Annotated in this window: 13 protein-coding genes and 1 tRNA gene; 8 read left to right on the forward strand and 6 right to left on the reverse strand. The window is 54.6% G+C overall.

Going from position 1 to position 19,530, the window contains the following annotated elements:
* Positions 1 to 479 precede the first annotated feature (479 nt).
* Positions 480 to 550, forward strand: a tRNA-Cys gene (locus SV7mr_RS12730).
* 59 nt (positions 551 to 609) lie between these two features.
* On the opposite strand, the gene SV7mr_RS12735 is transcribed toward SV7mr_RS12730, so the two are convergent.
* Positions 610 to 1,737: a DUF1570 domain-containing protein gene (locus SV7mr_RS12735; RefSeq protein ID WP_419187331.1), complete on the reverse strand. Its 1,128-nt coding sequence runs from the start codon at positions 1,735 to 1,737 to the stop codon at positions 610 to 612.
* Positions 1,738 to 2,099: 362 nt separating this feature from the next.
* On the opposite strand from SV7mr_RS12735, the gene SV7mr_RS12740 reads away from it, so the two are divergent.
* On the forward strand, positions 2,100 to 3,488 hold the full coding sequence (locus tag SV7mr_RS12740) for a hypothetical protein (protein ID WP_145272543.1): 1,389 nt from the start codon (positions 2,100 to 2,102) through the stop codon (positions 3,486 to 3,488).
* A gap of 22 nt (positions 3,489 to 3,510) precedes the next feature.
* Here SV7mr_RS12740 and SV7mr_RS25375 read toward each other — a convergent pair whose 3' ends face one another.
* A complete protein-coding gene (locus tag SV7mr_RS25375; RefSeq protein ID WP_419187332.1) occupies positions 3,511 to 3,726 on the reverse strand; it encodes a hypothetical protein in 216 nt (71 codons plus the stop codon).
* Between the two features lie 611 nt (positions 3,727 to 4,337).
* On the opposite strand from SV7mr_RS25375, the gene SV7mr_RS12745 reads away from it, so the two are divergent.
* The gene (locus SV7mr_RS12745; RefSeq protein ID WP_145272545.1) at positions 4,338 to 5,393 is read left to right on the forward strand and encodes a transposase; all 1,056 of its coding nucleotides are present in this window, start codon (positions 4,338 to 4,340) and stop codon (positions 5,391 to 5,393) included.
* A 72-nt stretch (positions 5,394 to 5,465) separates the two neighbouring features.
* Here the strand turns inward: SV7mr_RS12745 and SV7mr_RS12750 are convergent, their stop codons facing one another.
* Together SV7mr_RS12750 and SV7mr_RS12755 are read right to left on the reverse strand one after the other, a co-directional pair.
* The gene (locus tag SV7mr_RS12750) at positions 5,466 to 6,791 is read right to left on the reverse strand and encodes a DUF1552 domain-containing protein (protein ID WP_145272547.1); all 1,326 of its coding nucleotides are present in this window, start codon (positions 6,789 to 6,791) and stop codon (positions 5,466 to 5,468) included.
* 1 nt (position 6,792) lies between these two features.
* Positions 6,793 to 9,360 carry a DUF1588 domain-containing protein gene (locus tag SV7mr_RS12755; protein ID WP_419187333.1) on the reverse strand — a complete coding sequence of 856 codons (2,568 nt, stop codon included), beginning with the start codon at positions 9,358 to 9,360 and terminating at the stop codon, positions 6,793 to 6,795.
* A gap of 936 nt (positions 9,361 to 10,296) precedes the next feature.
* Between SV7mr_RS12755 and SV7mr_RS12760 the strand changes: the two genes are divergently transcribed.
* The 3 genes from SV7mr_RS12760 (at position 10,297) to SV7mr_RS12770 (ending at position 13,948) form a co-directional block, all read left to right on the forward strand.
* Positions 10,297 to 11,235 (forward strand): sugar phosphate isomerase/epimerase family protein, encoded by a 939-nt coding sequence (locus tag SV7mr_RS12760; protein WP_145272551.1) that lies wholly within the window; start codon positions 10,297 to 10,299, stop codon positions 11,233 to 11,235.
* A gap of 295 nt (positions 11,236 to 11,530) precedes the next feature.
* Positions 11,531 to 13,078: a GumC domain-containing protein gene (locus SV7mr_RS12765; protein ID WP_145272553.1), complete on the forward strand. Its 1,548-nt coding sequence runs from the start codon at positions 11,531 to 11,533 to the stop codon at positions 13,076 to 13,078.
* Between the two features lie 87 nt (positions 13,079 to 13,165).
* Positions 13,166 to 13,948, forward strand: coding sequence for an SDR family NAD(P)-dependent oxidoreductase (locus SV7mr_RS12770; RefSeq protein ID WP_145272555.1), 783 nt, complete (start codon positions 13,166 to 13,168; stop codon positions 13,946 to 13,948).
* A 167-nt stretch (positions 13,949 to 14,115) separates the two neighbouring features.
* On the opposite strand, the gene SV7mr_RS12775 is transcribed toward SV7mr_RS12770, so the two are convergent.
* On the reverse strand, positions 14,116 to 15,984 hold the full coding sequence (locus SV7mr_RS12775; RefSeq protein WP_419187334.1) for a TolC family protein: 1,869 nt from the start codon (positions 15,982 to 15,984) through the stop codon (positions 14,116 to 14,118).
* Between the two features lie 441 nt (positions 15,985 to 16,425).
* On the opposite strand from SV7mr_RS12775, the gene SV7mr_RS12780 reads away from it, so the two are divergent.
* Together SV7mr_RS12780 and SV7mr_RS12785 are read left to right on the forward strand one after the other, a co-directional pair.
* Entirely contained in the window at positions 16,426 to 16,551 is a 126-nt protein-coding gene (locus tag SV7mr_RS12780; RefSeq protein WP_419188473.1) for a DUF2314 domain-containing protein, read from the forward strand.
* A 12-nt stretch (positions 16,552 to 16,563) separates the two neighbouring features.
* Positions 16,564 to 17,601 carry a methyltransferase gene (locus SV7mr_RS12785; RefSeq protein WP_145272562.1) on the forward strand — a complete coding sequence of 346 codons (1,038 nt, stop codon included), beginning with the start codon at positions 16,564 to 16,566 and terminating at the stop codon, positions 17,599 to 17,601.
* A 58-nt stretch (positions 17,602 to 17,659) separates the two neighbouring features.
* Here the strand turns inward: SV7mr_RS12785 and SV7mr_RS12790 are convergent, their stop codons facing one another.
* Entirely contained in the window at positions 17,660 to 19,474 is a 1,815-nt protein-coding gene (locus SV7mr_RS12790; protein ID WP_145272564.1) for a sigma 54-interacting transcriptional regulator, read from the reverse strand.
* Positions 19,475 to 19,530: the final 56 nt, after the last annotated feature.

Below are 19,530 nucleotides of genomic sequence, written 5' to 3' on the forward strand. Positions count from 1 at the left end.
AGCCACAACAAAAACCTCCCCGGCCGGCCATTGATACAATCACTGCTCTCGCCTTGCAAATCAGCAAACCCTTCATCACGCCACCAGCCGCAAATCGGCCGAACCTTATGCACGCGGGTGGGTGTCTCTGATGGCACCGTGGCGAACGCCCAACCAGCTGCTCGGGCGCGACCGGACAAATTTGATCGCTCCATGCGGTGGATCCCAAACCCACTGGGGTCAAGAAACCGCCTGAGATTTCTGATATTGTCGCTCAAGAAGTCTGGAAAAGCGTCCGATAGTCACCTTTGTCCCAGAGGGATAATGACGATCGTAAAAAACAATCTGGATTCTCTACCTTTCTTGTTCTTGACGATTGCTACAACTTTCCCTAACTTTTGGACCTTCCAGGACGGCATCGCTGGCGACACATTTAGGTCACCGGCAAAGTCCTAGAAACGGATGTGGCTGGCCTGATGCCGCCGCAAAAACACAATCAAGGCGACTTGGCCGAGTGGTTAGGCAGTGGATTGCAAATCCATGTACAGCGGTTCGAATCCGCTAGTCGCCTCTTAAAACGCTGACGCATTTGCGTCGGCGTTTTTTTATTGAAGCTCCAAGCCTGGGCGATCAGATTGATTCTATAAAACGCGATAACTTGATCGCGAACTGCTCCGGACTACACCCTGCCCAAGAATGAAAATCCCTGAGGCGATCCTGCCGCGGATACTGCCGAAACGCTCCTCGACTGACCGTGTCGTGAACCAGGTTCTGGAAACGATGCGGTTCGTGTTCGGCAAGGTAAAACATCATGGCCCAGGCTAGTGAATACGCATAAACGGTGGTTTTCGGATTGGCAAACATCTCATCACTGCCCACCAGATCATTCATCGCTTCGGCCAGCCCCTGAGTGTCGCTGTCTTTGACCATCGTGTTCAAATAATCGACGCATTCATGATTGACACGATCGCGCCACACGTGCCCGGCAATGGGAGTGGCCATTGATTGGGGTTCAAACATCTGCCCCAGGCCTTCGGTGATCCAACGCGGCGTCACGTTCACGCGGCTATGAACGTTAAAGTTATACGCTGACTGATGCGCCGCCTCGTGACGCAGCGTCGACTCGACCATGCTTCGGTGCCCACCGTCATGCGTGATGACGCGATTGCTTTCCCGCGCATAGACGCCGGCGACGCGTTTCGCAGTGAGCCCCATTTTGGCCAATTCACCATACATCGCCGCCTGATCCGGCATGACGACGGCTACCATCGGGAAACGCCCAGAGCGAATGTTGACGTTGCGTTTCGTCATGTAATGCAGAAAGGACCGGTGCGAACGCTCGAAGAGATCAGGCCAATGCGAACCGCGATTCTTTGGTTGCACAATCACAAAATGTTGAGTCAACTGCACTTCGAAGCCACTGCCGAATTCCTTTGCCAACTGCGTCTTCAACTCCAAGGCATCGATCGCGCTGAACGTCCCCTTTTCAGCTTGTATGGTCGTCGCTTGCTGGCCCTGCAGCGTATGCAACTGGCCGTCACGCCCCAGCACGATGGCTTGATCGGCAAGGTTCAAGAGAACGGTCCCAAGCTGCTGACGTGAATTGGCCGTAAAACGAACCAAACTCGGCGCCGCGGCAATACAGGCCGCCTGTGGCAACGCTGCGACGGCCAAGGCTAGCGTTAGAAGCGACGCCAGCAAACAACGTCGCCTCGCGACCAATCTTTCCAGACAGTGCACCATGGCGTTCGTTCTCATGTTCCTTGGGAAATCTTTGGTGTAAAGCGGCAATCGACTTGCGTGCGCTGACCGAATCGGTGAGCATGAGCTAGAATGAGGGGCGGTTTGGCGAGAACCATCAAGCGACTGGATCGAAGGCCCAGAAACAGCGAAGGCTGTGCCGCCTTGCAATCGCCATGGACAAGGCATCAGCGCCTGAATACCTGCGCCACGGTGCAGATTCCGCGTCCCCCCGGACGGAATTCAGATCCCTGGCAAACTGCAGGCCTCATCGTGATAAGATCCAGCTCTGCCTAACACTAGCTCACTGGCGCCCAGTTAGCGGCGACCCGTTCACATTTTCGAAGCGGAATTTGGCCCACCATCTGACGGGAAAAGCGATGATTAAACCATGCTTCATTCAACGAATGCGTCCCTGCAAACTGCTGACCGCAAGAACACTGCTCTCTTGCCTGATCATTTGCGTGTGTTCGGCAACAGATCCGCTGAACATCGCGGGCGGGCGCTGCCTCGCACAGGCTCCCATTGATCTGGAAACACCGGCTCCAGCCGATGGCGATCCGGAGCAATCCGAACCAGAAAAGCTCGATGGCGACGACGTTCGAGACCTACTCGACCAACTCGATGGCAATAAGCTGCAACAGCGCAACGCCGCAGAGAAAAGGCTCAGCCGGTCCAGCGCTGAAACACTCAAGTTTCTACCGGAGGACAACAGCGGCTTGTCGATTGAAGCTTCCGATCGACTTGACCGCATACGCAAAACTCTGCGAGCCAAACGAACCAGCGCTGAAGCCAAACTGCCACGGATCCGCTTCAAAGCAAGGACAACGCTTGGCGAAGCACTGGAAGCGATCTCCGCCGAAAGCGGAGTCGAATTCGAGCACGATTTTGATGAAAGCATGCCGATCACAGCGACCGTCGCACCGCTAGGATTCTGGAACGCCTTGGACCTGGTGCTTGATCAGGCCGATCTGGACGTGGACCTGTACTCGGGTGATGGCACCACAATGACGCTTCGCAAGCGTGCCGCAGGTCGACCACCTCGATCAGAGACTGCTGCGTACAGCGGTGTCTACCGCCTGTCGGTTCAGTCGGTGACCTCGCGGCGGGTCATTGAGGATCCACTGCAGAGCTCAATGAACGTCTCGCTGTCCATCGCCTGGCTCCCGGGCAAGACCCCGATCGGGCTGACCATTCCGATGGCACAACTGAGTGGCAGACTGAACGATGGGCAACCCCTGCAAGCGCAGTCGCCCCAGGAATCGATTGAGGTCGCGGCCAATCCACAACTCAATTACAGCGAATTCTTTCTGCCGTGCAACTTGCCAGAAAAAGGAGCCGCTAAGATCTCTTCGCTCACAGGCACAATCAACTCCCTGCTGCCAGGGGAAAAGCACGACTTCGAACTACCGCTGAACCAAATCGGCCAAGGTGAAACCAAAGACGCCGTCACTGTCACGCTGGAGAATGTTTACAAGAACGGAGACCTGACCGAAGTCCGCTTCTCCGTCAAAATTGCCGAAGCTGACAAGTCGCTGGAAAGTCATCGACAATGGATCTTCCAAAACCAAGCCATGCTGGTCGATGCAGATGGAAAGCAAATCGAAGACTTCGGTTATGAGCTGTATCGACAAACCGATGATTCCGTCGCCTTCGGTTACCTGTTTGACATTCAGGACATCCAAGGCTGCAAACTGGTTTACCGATCGCCGACATCGGTGATCAAAAGCCAGGTTGAATTTGTCCTGCAAGACATCCCGCTGCCGTAAACTGGCTGACCATCGACACCGGTCAACCCTTCAGACTGACAGACCGAGACTCGCGTTTTGCATCACGCGATTCAAAGCAAGATGCGATGCCGCGAACCGGCCAACCCCAGTCGACATCAATCACTGGGACGGGATGCTCAGTAAAGAGCATCGTGTCGACACAAACGCCTTGGCGAACGGTTAACGCAAAAAAAACGCGTCTTAGAAGTTGGGGCAAAACCTCTAAGACGCTGGCCATAGCCAATGGCTATGATTGGGGGAATAATAATGCTCCCCAAGGCGCATGTCGAGTGCATTCAGAGCAACTTCCTCACATCTCCTGAGGCATCACCAGCCCCCCGCTTTAAACAAGCAATCAAACCTGGCGCACTGTCAATTCACCTGTTTGCGTGCACGCACCCTACGAATTGAAAGACACGCGGCAAATTGGTGCGTGCAAGCACGCACTGCTTTGAACATGTTGTGATTCGGATTGACCTTGCTTTTTCCTTGGTTTTTTGGCCCAATTAGGATTTCCTCGTACCGGGATCGGGTCATGGACGACTTTGCCAATAAGGTTCAAGCAGCGGCTTCGCTTGCAGATGCTGTCTTTGTTTGCTGGCGATACATCGCAGATGAGAAGTGTCTCAACCAGGTCTTTGAAAGATCGCGGGGGCGTTGCTATTTGCGTGAGATCTCGTTTCCGCTCATCGTGCAACTCGTCCATGATGCTCTTACCCAGCACTCTGGAATTGGAAACCAGAGCTTTGAGCACGCTTCTCAGCAAGGAACATTGACCGCGTCGAAGAGAGCGGTTTATGGCAAGCTGGGACGCATGCCTGTGGAGGTGACGTTGATTTATTCTCCACCATGGCGGATCGACTGCTCGCCCTCTTTCCTCAGGAAAACCGAAAGTCGTTACCCGCCTGTTTCACCTCCTTCAAAGTCCGAACCGTCGATGGCAAGACAATTAAAGGCATTGCCAAACGCCTCAAGCCTCTACGTAACAGTCAAGAGGGGTTGATTGGCGGCAAGGCGTTGGTTGCCACCGATTATCAGACAGGAACTGCGGTCGGCTTAGCGGTGGACACTGACGGTGACGCCAATGATGTTCGTCTTCTGCCACGCTTGCTTGAGGACGTTCGAAAACGCACACAGGGGAAGCAACTTTGGGTAGGAGACCGGCAGTATTGCGATCTCATTCAGCTTGGGCGTTTCAGCGAAAACGGTGATCACTATGTCGTCCGCTACAACGCAAAAAACAGCTTTTTCCGAGATGAAAATGAAACCGTCCGCGAAGGCCTCGATGTCAATGGGCGAGCTTATACCGATGAGTGTGGGTGGCTGGGAGCTGACTCCAACAAGCATCAATGCTACGTCAGACGGATCACGCTCGAGCTTGATGATGGTGCGGAGTTATCGATCGTAACGGAGCTTTTTGGCGTTCGCAAATATCCAGCTGCCGATCTTTTGTATCTCTATGGAGAGCGTTGGGAGATTGAGCGTGTCTTCCAAAAGGTCACCGAGGTGTTTAGTCTCNAGAACTTGATCGGAAGTACACCTCAGGCAGGTTTGTTTCAGTTTGCAATTTGCCTTTTGCTTTACAANCNACTGCAACTTCTACGCAGCTACATTGCTGGGCATCAAGACCGAGAAACGGAGATGGTTTCGATTGAGAAACTGTTCATAGATGTCCAGCGCGAACTAGTCACCTGGCAAGTTCTGTTGCCAACGTTTGATATCGAGACACTCGTTCCGATACGAAACGCAGAGGCTTCTCAGCAGCATCTGCATGAGTTGCTACGAATACGGTGGAACGACTTCTGGATCAAATCGACGAATTCCAAGAAACGTAAGCCGCAGAAGCGGAAAACCAAAAAGCGTCCAAAATCCGTGCACAAGATTTTGAACGCGAAAACAGACTAACCAAAGATGTTCAAAGCAGTGGTGCAAGCACGGCACCCTACGAAGGGTCTGCCGATCAAGACGCAGACGTCATCACGCCATAATGCCTGTTAGCGGGCCGTCACCGCAGAAGTTGGGATTCCCAAAACTCTTCTGAGGCATCCCAAAGCCTTCCAAGAAGCTAAGCAGCAATCGATTATGGGACACTCCACCAAAGTCGTGCGATATGCCCATCTTGAAATCCAATCCGCCTCCCACCATGACAAAGGGGATGTCATTTCGCGTGTGGGAATTTCCCTTGCCTAGTTCATTGGTCCAGACGATGGTGGTATTGTCTAACAAATTGCCCTGACCGGATGGATCAGGCGTCTCCTGCATCCGTTTTGCTAGGTGAGCGACTTGTTCGGCATACCAAGTGTTAATCTTGATCAGCTTTTCATAAGCTTCTTCGTTGCTGTCCGGTTCGTGTGAAAGACCGTGATGCCCTTCCGGGATATCCAACCAACGCATACGAGGCTGTCCAACACTATTGGTGATCTGCAGCGACGCGACGCGTGCAAAGTCAGCAACAAAGCTGTTGACCATCAACTCGATTTGCATGCGCGTGATTTCGGGCATGTTATCGTTTTGCTCTTCGATGTTCGGCTGCAGTTTCGGCACTGCGTGTGCAGCACCATCATTCTTGGTAGCCGCCGCGAACTCGGTTTGCAAATCCTTTTCGACCTTGCGAACCAAATCCAGGTGTTGATTGAGCAACTGGCGATCTTCGCTGCTGACCAACGATGCAACGTGTTTCAAGTCACCAGACAAATCGTCCAGCACACTCGAGAGCATCTGCCGGTTCTTGGTTTGCCCGTAGAGCTTATCGAACATTGCATAGGGATCACTGATCGGCGCAACAGGCTGATTGGGCCCTGCGTACGACATACGCGTCCACGTGTCAGCTCGATCCGGAACCATGACACCAAACTCCAACGATCCAAATCGGGTTTGCGTCGCGGGATTGGCTTGCAATTGATTGCGAATGAATTGGTCCACAGAGATTCCCATTGACCAGCCAGCCGGTGTATCACTACCGCCTTGAATGTCACCGGGGAACAGTTCGATTCCGGTCAGCAAGCAACCGATCCCTCGCATGTGACCATCGCCATCACCGCGAATCTGATTATTGATTCCCTTGGCGGTTAACAACTGGTCGCGAAAGGGCTCGAGCGGTTTGAGAATTCGCTTGAAGTCAAACTCGGCTCCGGCTTGATCAGGCCAAAAATGTTTTGGAATCACGCCGTTGGGACTGAATACAAACACAATCCGTCGACGTCGTTCTGCTTCGGCGGCCGAACCCAAACTGGGCAGTCCCATGACAAGACTAGCGGCAGCCGAACTGATTCCAGTCGTCCGCAAGAATTCACGACGTTTCATATCAGGAGTCTCCGTTCGGAATTTCGGTAGCAACCACGACAGCGATCTCAATGATCAGCTGACGCATATTGAAGTTTGTTTGTTGGAAGTGTTTGACTAAACGTTCTTCGACATCTGAGCCATAGGAACTCAACGGCTGTTTGACAAAGTGTTCAAAGGAGCGTTCCACGAAGGCTCGATGGGCCTCTGGATTATCAGCTAAGAAGTTCGCCAAGTCTTTTGCATTTTTAAACTCAACGGTCTGCCCCGACGTGCTGGTGTAGTTGCCGGTCGCATTGATCGCCTTGCTCTTTTCCATGGTTCGAAAGCGACCGATCGCATCGTAGTTTTCCAAGGTGTAACCCAGGCCGTTGATCTTGGTATGACAAACTTGGCACTTCGCTTCACCGGTCTGCAATTCGACCCGCTCGCGTGTGGTCAAGTCAGGGTGCAACTCGGGGTTAAATGGCGTGAACGCTTCGTTCGGTGGTCGCAATGCTCTGCCCAACACGTGCCGGATCAAAAAGACACCTCGATGCACGGGCGAGGAAACATCATGGTAGCTCAGGTTAGCGAGCACCATCGGATGAGTGAGCACGCCGAGTGTTTGCTGTGGATTGCTTTGGCTTTGCACCAAGCGGTTCGGATCTGGGACAGTGGCATACTTGTGACTGCCCGATGACTCAGCGGATGACTCAGCGGATGACTCAGCGGATGACTCAGCGGGTTGACCGCTGGCATCGACATCCGCCGTTTCGCTCTCAGACGGGCTAGATGTCTCAGAGGGATTCGCTGATTCGGATGGATCTGAGATCGGTTGCCAATTCTGACCGTAGACTCTGGCCAGTGCTGGTGTCGTCCAATTCCAATCTCGGCGGAACAACTGTCGATAGTCGCTATTGGGATCCCAGAAAATCCGGTTAATTGCCTGGTCAAGAGAACGCTTCAAATCCTGAGCAACATGAGCGTCAAACTCTGGGTAAGCCTTTTCCGACTTGACCATTTCAGCGCTGGTTTCCAGATCCAGCCACTGATAGAACATCTCGTTGACCTTGGCTGCCATTCTAGGATCGCGAGTCATGCGATCGGCCGCTTGCCGCACTCGATTTTCGAATTGTTTATGAGTCGCATCGAAGTGTCCATTCTTGGCTTGCCCGATCAACCAGGAGTCACTGGGCAAAGAATCGTGCAGTACCAACGAAAGACGTTTGGCAACCCGTTGGCTGAGCGAGGACTGGTCATCCACCATGGGATAAAGGAACCGTGGCGACTTGATGATCAACAGGCAACAGCGAGCAATGGCCATTTGATCGTCAGGCGATTGTGCGAGCTGGTCCAAAATGTAACGCTTGCGAGTTGGTTCGCTTAATGGTTCACGGAAAGCGGTTTGGGCCAGCTCAGTGAGGAACGCTTTCAGCAGAGCGCGATCTTCGTTGGGCTTGTCTTTATTTTTTCGCTTATAGTGCGGCCACAATTCTTTTGCAGCCAGGGCTCCAAATTCGAGGGCCGATTGCGTCACCGCTTGATCCCACTGGCTATCGACCCGCGTGCCACGGTCGTATCCATAAGAATGATCGTCTGGCGGCAACTTGGTTTGCAGTGCAAACGTTGGCGGCATCCGGTTGGGGATCAACGATTCACTTGGGATCACGTGCTCTATCCCTCCCGGTGGAACCCAGCGCAAGGAGAACGTCGCCGCAGGTTGCTCGGTTTTTCGCTTCCGCTGCGTAAAGTCAATCGAGATCGGATACTGACGCCCAGCGATCAAATTCAAGGTTCGCCGAAATTCCGTCTTGCCTTCACTTTGCACATGATTGTTAATCAACGTCCGCTCGTCAGAACCGAAACGCAGCTTCATGGAGCATGTTGATTCAACAACAAATTGATAACGCCCAGTTTGTGGTGCGATTACCGAACCGGTCCAGTGAATGTAAAACTCTTTGGCATCCACGCCCTCGATGGGTGCCTGTTTGCCGAACTGGAAATCCAAAATGGGGTCAATGCGTTTCTTGGTGAGTTTCTTGTTGTCCCAGCGACCGGCGTTGAAGTAGAACGCCTCCAGGCCTCGCTTTTCTTCAATCCAAGCCGAAGAGTGAAAGTGCTGGTAGAGATCAGCGAGACTCTGCTGCAATTGAGCTCCGGTCAGTCGCGAAAACGAACGACGCACGACCTGACCTGAATCAGCGTTCTGATAAAACGATTCATAGATGTACGCAGCGACCGCCGCAGCATCATCTCCAATGCACTGATCAGGATCCGATTCAGGCATCGTGGCCTCGATGATCTCGGTAAGCTCCTTGATCGAAGTGTCACCGGCAAGTGGATCTGAATAATGTTCCTTGTTCCCCTGCCCTGTCTTGCCGTGACACTTGGCACACTGGTTGGTGTAGAGCGTGGCGCCTTGTTTCAAAAGCACCGACTGCTGTTCGGCCGACTGTGCTTGCGGGGGATCAGCTTGGACAGGCAAGCCCCAAACAGCGCAGCAGAGCAAGCACCATGCAACCAAGACCAACAAACGAAACCGCCGCACAGAGCCGTGATGGCGCGGCGGTTTGATGAGAACGCAGGCGTGTGTCTGATGGCTGCTCATAGCGGACTTCCGTTCAGGCGGCCCCATTGAAGGCAACTGCCTTGGAGGCTTCAACTCTAAGATTTGGTTCGACTTGCTGGTGGCCGAAACGATAACCGACAACAGCCAAACGACACCGAAAAGCAAAGTGAGGAACGGATCGATTTACCTTCTGCAAGTGTGGGACTCGAACAAGCGGTAGGAACTTGTCGCGATGGACGGACAAGCGGCGTTCAAGTCGCTGGCGGGAGACGATCAAAAGGACTGACCGCACAGCTATAGCATACCCGAATCGACAACGAAATAAAATCTTGACTCGCCCAAGCATGAGACCTGCGTCTAAATGTCCCGAACGGAAAAGTCGGTTGTGCGACCCAGGAACTCTGTGCTCCTTGGATCCTCTTGGGGAAAGCGCGCCGCAACAGGCCTTGGCGATTGCCGCAGTGGGTTGACGAGACGCGTTAGAATGCCTGATCTGCAGGGTTTCGCTGATCGGCCGAAGGTAACGGGCAGCTGAGAGGCCCCCGATTGGGTGAAAGGGTTGCCAAGCATATCGCCACGGTTGATCGGCGTCCGATAGTCCATGAACGCTCCTTTTGGTCTGGATTTCGCCAAATTCTGGGAAAACAGTTGCCGCTAACTTAAAAACGCCCCTTGGCTAGATCGGGGTGATTCTGCGATACTTCCCCGTTCAAAAGCGATCTGGTTTAAGCAGGTAAGCTCCAACCGGGTCGGTGGGTCAGATTCTACCGCGTGGCGTTGACTCGCCACGGGGCGACTTCCCAGCGGCTGCGTGCACTCCGCCTTGGCTGTTGACACAATTTGACCACCCCAAAAAGACACTCCACCTTCACGAATCATTGGTGAGCAACAACGAGCGTCGGTCGCATGCTTGATGACCAGCCCTTGTCGATCGCCAACCAGAAAACTGGCAGCAGTCAGAACACAGGAACAGGAATGCTAAAGAATTTTTCACCTGAATCGCTCGGAATCAACGGACGTCAAAGCGAACTGATCGAATTGGCGCTGACCTATGGATTTGTTTCGATGGACGTGGACATGTACGAGATCATGCGTCGATCTCGTCGGACCACCACCGAAGATGCGACAAAGTTCCTGCGTGCAGCGTTGGGCGAAGGCATGGGCCGAATGGAGCAGATCGGCGGTTTCTTGGTCGAGATCGATCTAGACGCTGATGACGAAGCATTCACCAGCCAAGTCGGCGCGTTACACCCGCTGGCGGACCTGGCCGCGGACTTCAACGCCACACGCGCTTACATCAAACTACCTGCCACCACCGATCGCCTGCCCTATCACGAGTTTTTCGAAATTCAACGTGACCGCCTGAACCAGGTTGGCGAAACCTTGGCATCCAAGGGCATCCGCTTGGGCGTTTCGTTTGACGGCACCACTGACTTGCCTGACGCAAAGCAGTTCGAGTTCATCCGGAACGTTGAAGGCCTGATCGCCATCGTCAAAGCGGTTGGCAGCGACAACGTTGGATATGTAATCGACACCTTCGACTGGGCACTCGGCCAGGGTGGCATGGATCAACTCGCCGAGATCCCTGGTGACGCGATTGTTGCCGTTCGCCTTGGCAGCATCGCCGAAGATGCAGACCCCGCCTCAGCAACGCGACTGGACTGCGTCCTGCCAACCAAAGAAGGCGGCTTGGAGCACGTCGCAATCGTGAAACACCTAATCGCAGCTGGCTACGAAGGCCCGATTGCTCCATCAGCATCGTCAACGCGATACAAAGGACAGACTCGCGAGAACACCGTGAAGGACTCTCAAGAGGCCATCGACGCGATCTGCAGCGAAGCGGGAATCGAAGTTCGCCCGCTGCCAATGGACGTGATCGAAGACATCCCCATCGAGCCAACTCCAATGGTCTAATCGACCTCTCCTTCGCTCGAAAAATCAACGAACGGCTGGCAATCATTGCCAGCCGTTTTTTTTGCGCTCCCCATCGCCCTCCGCCAGAGGCGTCTAACGGCAGCTCCCCAGAACTGGTCTGCCAAGCGATGAAGAACGAACCAGACGGCGCCGCCCGCAATAATCCATACAATCGTGCACAGAGCGAGAATTCTTGGGCCCACCCCGCCCTGTAAAGTGCTGGCCGGCAAACGCCCTCAAATGCGGAACTAAGTTTCGGCAACAGATGCCCTCTTCTTTTGCCCACCGTTTCATAATGAATCATCCGCAACGCTCTCAATCACAGGTTTCCTTGAAACATCTTCGTGATTTGCTTGTGCTTTACACGCCGCTTTGGCTGGGCGCCGCCATTGGCTTTGGTGCCCTCGGGGCGACGTATTCACTGCTCAGAACCGATCACTACCTGGCCAGACAACCCTTGGTCGTGCGAGACGAAGCCAATAGTGCCGTCGACCGCATGGGGCGCTTCGCCAGTGCCAGCGCTCTGCGTGCAGCTCAAGAAACCGTCCTGGACATCGCCCACAACCGAACCGTGGTCGCGGCGGCCATGCGTGAAATTGGACCTCCGAATGAAAATGCGCCAGCTGACTGGCCAACGGTGACAGACGTCGATGACGCCATTGAACAATCTGTCAACGTCGTCGCACCGCAAGGAGAAGAGTTTGGTGGGACAGAGGTCATCTATTTGCAAACCAAAGCAGAATCACAGCAACGCGCGATCGACCTCTGCAACGCAATGTTCAAGAACCTAACCAATCATCTGCGCAAGGTCAGACAAGTCCGAGCTGACAGCGTCATTGAAGAACTCTCGTACACCAGGGACTTGGCACAGGAGAAGCTGGACAAGGTCGCGGCAGAAATGCAAAAAATGGAATCGCTGATTGGCGAAGACCTGGGTGACTTAAGAAATTTAAACGATGCCATCTCTGGAGACAGTGCAACACGACGGACACTGGAGAACGCCAGACTGAAAATGCAAAATGAAGAAGTGAAACTGCGAAAAATGCAGTCACTGCTCGATTTGCTGGTGCAGGGTGCAAAGGATCCCGATCAACTGCTGATCAATGGCGATGACCTTCTGCGCAGCCAGCCGTCCTTGCAACGATTGAAAGAAGGCCTTATCGATGCACAACTGCAAGCCAGCAAACTAGTTGGCGTCTACACCGCCGAAAACCCAAAACGAAAAGCAGCCGAAGCGACCGAACGAGAAATTCGGCACCGCATCGTCCAAGAGACTCAATCAGTCATCAACGCGATGCAGCCCGCGCTGGACGTTCAGACCGCGGAGACCAAGGAGCTGGCAGATCAAGTCAGGACACTGACCCAGAAGCTAGCTGTCTTGGCAGAAGCTCGCACCACCTACGCGGACATTGACGCTGATCTTCGAAACAGGCAACAGCAACTTGCGAACGCGGAACAACGTCTTTCCGAAGCCGAAGCCAATCGCAAAGCCGCCCTCTCGACCAGTCTGGTCGCCTCGCTGGGTGATCCGATCGGCACCGACAAACCCGTCGGCCCGGGCGGAACCAGCATCACCATCGGCTCAGTCGTCGCTGGCTTGCTATTCGGACTGGGAACCGTTTTCCTGGTCGCGCCCGGACAGACCAACGCGCAAGGCGGACGCCGATGGTCCGATCGCTTGATGGCCGACCAAGGCCGCTCCGGCGACAGAAAAGACATGCGCAGCCTGACAGGCCGGCGAGCCTCCGACCGCCCCGTTTCCAACCTGGAACAGGGCTTGGCCCAAGATCGACGCAAATCGGACCAACGCACCGGCTCGCAATCTGAACAGAATCGCTCTTAAGTCAACCTGGTTGCTAGCGCCCTTTGATTGGGTTAACTTGCCTGCGGCGACATCCCCGCAGACAGGCCCCAACGCTAGGAATCCACCATGACTGAACCGCTCCCCGGAATACGCCAATTCAATCTTGATCAACGCGTGGCCATCGTCACTGGTGGTTCCAAAGGTCTTGGACTGGCGATGGCCAGCGGTTTAGCTTCAGCAGGCGCGAATCTGGTTCTTGTTAGCCGCAATGCAGATGAATTAGCCCAAGCCGCTGAACAGATCCAGCAAGAGTCGAACGCGGACGTCTTGGCAGTACCGGCCGACGTCACCAATCCTGATGACATCAACAACGTCGTGAACCAAACCATCGACGGCTTTGACCGCATCGACATTCTTGTCAACAACGCAGGCATCAACATCCGAGGAACGATCGACGAGTTAACTCTGGATGATTTCCAGCAAGTTCAGCGAGTCAACGTGGATGGAATCTGGTCCATGTCAAAAGCCGTGATTCCGCATTTGCGCGACAACGGATACGGACGAATCATCAATCTTGCCAGCGCTCTGGGACTGGTCGCCATTCCCAATCGAACCCCCTATGCCACCAGTAAAGGCGCAGTGGTCCAATTGACGCGGGCCCTGGCGTTGGAACTGGCCGACGATGCGATCACTGTCAATGCAATCTGCCCTGGCCCCTTTCTAACGCCGATGAATGAAGCAATCGCCGACACCGAGGAGGCCAAGCGATTTATTGTGGGAGCCACCGCGCTTGGCCGTTGGGGTAAGCTGGAAGAGATCCAGGGTTCCGCGATTTTCTTGGCCAGCCCGGCCGCCAGCTACGTCACCGGGTCGATGCTCTCAGTCGACGGTGGTTGGACCGCACAATAGTGCCTACAGAGCGCGCAAACAATCATTCGCGGACCATCGCAGCGTGGGGGAGATGCTCGCCAGCCACAACGTGCCGGTGCTCTCGCCCGAACATGACCACCAGCGGCCTGGCGACAACCGGCAACGCAGATGACTCTCCGCTGCCAGATGCGACTACCGTCGAAACGCTATTCGGCTTCGGGCTGAGCGGTTTCGCCTTCTGGCATCGGAGTGATGATCGACTCCGCAGCGCCCTGCGTGATTTGTGGCTCAGAGGGATCAAACGCACCACGAACCACTGGACGTGAAATCTGAACACGTTCTGGATGCACGCGACGAGTCATGAACAGCCCCTTTTGATAGGCATCCAAATTGGCTCCTCCCCCCCATGGCGACTCCATCAACTGTATTTGATTGTACGCCAACAGCGTGCCCTTCTCACGGTGCAGGTCACGAATGGCTAAGTTGTAATCAGAAAGTGACCGATAGAACGAGGCTTCACTAACCACCACGGATCGCTGAGCTTGCAACAGGAAGTTGATATTATCCTTACCGTTTATGTACCGAGTCAAAAGCACCTCGACTTGGCGCAAGTCAGCCTGGTAGCGATTGTAGTTGGCCTCAACCAACTGGTGCGTTACATCGACATTACGCGCGGCATTTGCTAGGTCGTGCGAACCTTTCAGCTCAGCCTCATTCAGAACTGCCCGCTCCCGTTGCAGTGCCAATTGCGCGTTGGTGACGGCCGTCGCAGCCTGTCTTAAACCGACCGGCAGTAGAAACTCAATGCCAGCCTGCCATTCCTGATAGTTCCCGTCCGCAATCGTGGCGTACATGCCATCCAAGTTTCCATTTCCATTGTTACCGAACAAGTGATCGCCAAGGCCACGGAAACGATACAAGCCGACCAAGTCAAGTTGTGGACGTTTATTCAAGCGAGCGGCATACAGCTCCAGCTCACGTCGCTTGACTTCCATTCGCTGGCGACGCAGTTCAACGCGACGTTCCAACGATTGCGTCAGCGCTGCGTTCCAGTCGAAAATGACTTTCGCATCGACCGGTTCGGTGGTGGGACGAATTAGCTTTCCATCGGCTGCCTGCCAACCGATCAGATACCGCAAGTATTGCTCACTGGCATACAGACCCGTTGGCCCAGACAAGGCACGCTGAACTTCTGTCTGAAACTGGTAATACTGGCTCTTTGCCTGAGCCTCTTCGTCTTGGCGCCCAGAACCTACATCGAGCCGTACTTTCTGGTACTGATAAGTCCGCAAGGCTGCTTCACGACCTTTGATGGTGGTTGAGAAGATCCGGTAGGCAACCACCAAGTCCCAGTAGGCTCGTTCCACATCCGACGCCATTTTTACGACCGACTCTTCAAAGTTGGCCAGGGAAACATCTTCGTTAATGCGTGCAACTAATACACCGTTGTATTGGCCAGGCAAAACGCCTCCACCCACGATGCGGTTGTATTCCAATCCCGCACCACGCAATAACGGTTGCCGCCATTCGCCTTCGACCCAGCCGGTAAAGTCAGTACTAAACTGGCGAAACGGCTGGTTCGACTGGGTGTAGTTGACGATGTTTCGGACCGAGAACCGTGAACCGGTAGCCGTCCGTTTTGTCAATTGTGCTTGGTAGCTAGCGTTACGCCCACGAGCGGCCGCCGGGGTGAACTGACCGCCTAAGCCTCCGGTCTGAATGTTGTTAGGCCGATCAACGCTATTCCAGAAGATCGAATTGCTGTATTCGGCGTCGAATGCCGACAATGCCGCTTGCGTACCCTGGCCAGAAGACGCGACCAAAGCAGGGTCATAAACGGTCGAAGCGTTGTTTGTATTGAGCACCGCACCGGCTGGCAGACTGCGAATCACCGGGCTCTGCTGCAACGCATAAGTGATCGCCTCTTCCAAAGTCATGTCGATCGTCTGCAACTCGGACGGATCTTCCAGCGACAAGGGCGCGTTCGTGCCATAGGCCGCCGCCTTGACAGGCGTTTCACAGGTTTGGACATCGGGATACTCAATGGATAACCCCGTGTCGTGATAAAACGACATCGTCGTATCGTGTGGCCCTTTCTCATGCCAGTGCTGGCAACCCAGCATGACGACTCCTAAGGCGACAGTTAGGAGAGTTGCGATAGCATTCGTCGAGGGACGTTGAGATGCCAATTTCATGGGCTTACCTGAGATAGCAGAAACTGCCTGAACAGAACGGTTGCCAGACCCTTGCCGTCCCTATCGGCCGCACGATGGTCTCAGATGGATTAACCGCGCTGGATTAACGCAGCTTTTCATTCTGCCGCCAGAGAAAGTCGACCCAGACTACCTGTCTTCACGCCAGGTGGTGCAACATCCTCCCCGCGGGGCTCTGGCCAACACTTTCCAGGCGGGCTCTCTCCCCGCCTCAACGATGCTCCGTTCAGCTAGAATGTGGGGATCGGAGTTGTTTTCATTCCTGCATGGAGCGAATACAACATGCCACAGCACCCCATCTTCATGTCGTCGGGGAATGATCCGGCGAAGAATCGTGCCTTCCAGCTTGCCATGCAAGCTTTTCGGTTTTATTGGCGCGAACTCAGCTGGGAACGGAAACGCATCATCGCCAGACTCCAACCACTCTAAGCATTTCTCAGCATGAATCTGACACAACTGCCCAGCCAGGACCCCGCCCAGATCCTCCGTTTTCGCGATCGGCAGTTCTCTGCTGAATTGATTGCCGTGGCGATCCTGCGATTTGATTTCTTTACTTGGCTCGACGGCAATGGGGCAACATCCGAGGCGGAGATCTGTTCGCACTTTCGCTGGGCCCAACGCCCAGCCGATGTGCTGCTGACACTTTGTCGTGCCAGTGGCTTCATCGAAACAAGTGCAGCCGGATTGACGCAACTCACGACGCTGGGCCAAGAATTCTTGGTGGCCGGCTCCGCGCATTCGCTGCGTCCCTATTACCAGCCAATCGCTGACTCGCCGATTGTCGCCAGCTATGAAACCATCCTCAACACAGGACGACCAGGCAGCTGGCAAGCAGATGCTGATGGCGCGGACTGGCATGATTCGATGAAGGATCAAGCGTTCGCCGAGTCGTTTACAGAACTGATGAACTGCCGCGGGATCACCTTTGGCCAGCAACTTGCCTTGGCACTTCAAGAGCGCGTGCAAAACCACCAACACGTTTTAGATGTCGGTGGCGGCTCGGGCATCTATGCTGCGACCCTTGTCGCGCGCAGTCCGCACTTAAGGGGCACCGTCCTGGAGCAATCGCCCGTCGACGCGATTGCCGAGCGAGAGATCGCCAAACATGGCTTAGCAGACCAAATCAAAGTCGTCTCAGGCGATATGTTTGCCGATCCCTGGCCAAGCGATGCCGACATCATCCTCCTGTCCAATGTTCTGCACGACTGGGATTTTCCAGAAGTCGAAAAGCTGCTTGATCGATGCGCTGATGCCTTGAAACCCGGCGGCTTACTGGTCGTCCACGAGGCTTTCATTCATGACGACAAATCTGGACCTCTGCCTGTGGCGGAGTACTCGGCCTTGCTCATGAACATTACGCAAGGCAAATGTTACAGCGTCGCAGAGTACGCTGATTTGCTGGCGCAGCGAGGATTCACATGCACCGGGCTGGAACCCACGATCGCCGACCGAGGCTTCTTCACCGCCACCAAACGCTGACCAGGTCACCGGAAAAGCCCGGGAACCAGACCATCGAAAGCCGCGCTCGTGTGGACGCTTATTCCCGGTCGATCGCGTATTCGCTGAGCTTCCGGTAGGCCGTTGCGCGACTAATTCCCAACAATGCTGCGGCTTTGGGGACACTGCCACCGGACTGCTCCATCGCTTTGACGATCAAATGTCGTTCCCAATGATCGATGCGCAAGGTGCGAAGCGGCTCTTCGCCCAGATGGAACAGCCCCAGATCAGCCGGTTGGATCAGGTCGGATTCTGCCATCACGATGGCGCTATCGATCACGTTCCGCAACTGGCGAACATTCCCAGGCCAGCTGTACTGTTGCATTTTTTTGCGAGCCTCAGGCGAGAGCGAGATCTGAGGGCGTCCGTTTTGTAGCCGAAAATGCTCAATGAAGTGGTCAATCAACTCGTCCAGGTCACCACCACGCTCTCTTAATGGCGGCAACTGCAGTTCAAAAACACTCAGGCGATACAACAGGTCTTCGCGAAAGCGTTTTTCGCGAACCAACAGTGCCAAGTCTCGATTGGTCGCTGCAATGATTCGCACGTCGACACTGATTTGTTGCGTGCTGCCAACCGGCTGAAAGGGATGCCCTTCCAAAATCCGCAACAGTTTGGCTTGCCCTTCGAGCGGCAACTCACCGATTTCATCCAGAAACAAAGTTCCCGTGTGGGCTTGCTTGAACCACCCCTCATGATCCGAATCGGCACCCGTGAACGCCCCCTTAGCGTGCCCAAAAAACTGACTCTCAACAAGCTCCGCTGGGATCGCGGCACAGTTCACGCTCAACATCGGTCGGTTGGCACGGTGGCTGCTTCGGTGCAGCGCTCTGGCAACCAACTCTTTCCCACAACCGCTTTCGCCACGCACCAAGACGCCTCCATTGGCGCGTGCGACGCGAACAATCCGATCCTTCAACGTTTGCATCACGGGGCTGTCCCCGATCAGTTCATTGGTATCGGCGTTGCGCTTCGCCATCCGTTCAGCCTGCACGCGCAATGAATCATGCTGCAATAAGCGATCCAATCCCGCGGCCAATAGTTTTGCAGCCGCCAAAGCGACCTGGAAATCCGTCTCGCTGAACGATGGCTGATGACGATACAACTGCAGGATCGCCACACTCGATGCGTTGGATTCCAAGGGAATAAAGATCGCATCGGACCATGGCGACCGGTTCGGCAAATCTGGAGTCGCATTGCGCGCGTGTTGATCACCGATCCAAATCGCCCTGCCCTCTTTGACCACTCGGCGCAAGATTGCCTGAGGCGGTCTCAATGAATCCGCTTGATCTGCCGGTTCAACGATGTGTGGCTGGTGTCCCTGTTTCCCTTCCTGGTAGGACAATGCGACCACATCGGCGTGCACTTTCTGACGAAGCAACTCCACGGCTCGCTTCATCACCTGTTCGGGGTTGCCGACTTGTAACATTTCAAGCGACAGTTCGAAGAGGTCGATCAGGTGACCAGCATCGCGCAGATGCCTTAGCGGATCGTGTTCCAGCAGGGTGCAGGAGATTGAAGCATCTCCCGCCGCGGTCAAGAACTCGTCCTCATCGCTGGTGAGGTCCTCAAACATCCGAATCACCGAGGCACCAATCTGAATCACGGTCCCATCGATCAACAACGCCGTGTCGATCTTCTGGCCGTTGACCAGCGTGCCATTGCGGCTGCCAGAGTCGCGAATTTGCCAGTGTTGGTCTTCCCAGTAAACCACTGCATGAAACCGACTACAGACCGGATCCGAAAGAATGAGCTCGCACGACAGAGCGCGACCAAGGTGCAAGGGCCGATCACCATCCAGGTAATACTTGCGACCTTTCTCACGACCGCTCTCGACGGCTAAGTATGCGACCATGATTCGTTCATGTGGGGCTGGGAACGCACGGAGCCAGCCATCACAACTCTGGCCAC

The sequence above is a fragment of the Stieleria bergensis genome, assembly GCA_007745635.1.
GTDB lineage: Bacteria > Planctomycetota > Planctomycetia > Pirellulales > Pirellulaceae > Stieleria > Stieleria bergensis.

Excerpts from the sequence above, each read along its gene's own strand:
- SV7mr_RS12760 (WP_145272551.1), top strand. The coding sequence starts at position 10,297 with ATGCTAAAGAATTTTTCACCTGAATCGCTCGGAATCAACGGACGTCAA.
- SV7mr_RS12750 (WP_145272547.1), bottom strand. The coding sequence starts at position 6,791 with ATGAAACGTCGTGAATTCTTGCGGACGACTGGAATCAGTTCGGCTGCC.
- SV7mr_RS12755 (WP_419187333.1), bottom strand. The coding sequence starts at position 9,360 with ATGAGCAGCCATCAGACACACGCCTGCGTTCTCATCAAACCGCCGCGC.
- SV7mr_RS12765 (WP_145272553.1), top strand. The coding sequence starts at position 11,531 with ATGAATCATCCGCAACGCTCTCAATCACAGGTTTCCTTGAAACATCTT.
- SV7mr_RS12775 (WP_419187334.1), bottom strand. The coding sequence starts at position 15,984 with ATGTCGTTTTATCACGACACGGGGTTATCCATTGAGTATCCCGATGTC.
- SV7mr_RS25375 (WP_419187332.1), bottom strand. The coding sequence starts at position 3,726 with ATGGCCAGCGTCTTAGAGGTTTTGCCCCAACTTCTAAGACGCGTTTTT.
- SV7mr_RS12735 (WP_419187331.1), bottom strand. The coding sequence starts at position 1,737 with ATGAGAACGAACGCCATGGTGCACTGTCTGGAAAGATTGGTCGCGAGG.
- SV7mr_RS12780 (WP_419188473.1), top strand. The coding sequence starts at position 16,426 with ATGTCGTCGGGGAATGATCCGGCGAAGAATCGTGCCTTCCAGCTTGCC.
- SV7mr_RS12770 (WP_145272555.1), top strand. The coding sequence starts at position 13,166 with ATGACTGAACCGCTCCCCGGAATACGCCAATTCAATCTTGATCAACGC.
- SV7mr_RS12785 (WP_145272562.1), top strand. The coding sequence starts at position 16,564 with ATGAATCTGACACAACTGCCCAGCCAGGACCCCGCCCAGATCCTCCGT.
- SV7mr_RS12790 (WP_145272564.1), bottom strand. The coding sequence starts at position 19,474 with ATGGTCGCATACTTAGCCGTCGAGAGCGGTCGTGAGAAAGGTCGCAAG.
- SV7mr_RS12740 (WP_145272543.1), top strand. The coding sequence starts at position 2,100 with ATGATTAAACCATGCTTCATTCAACGAATGCGTCCCTGCAAACTGCTG.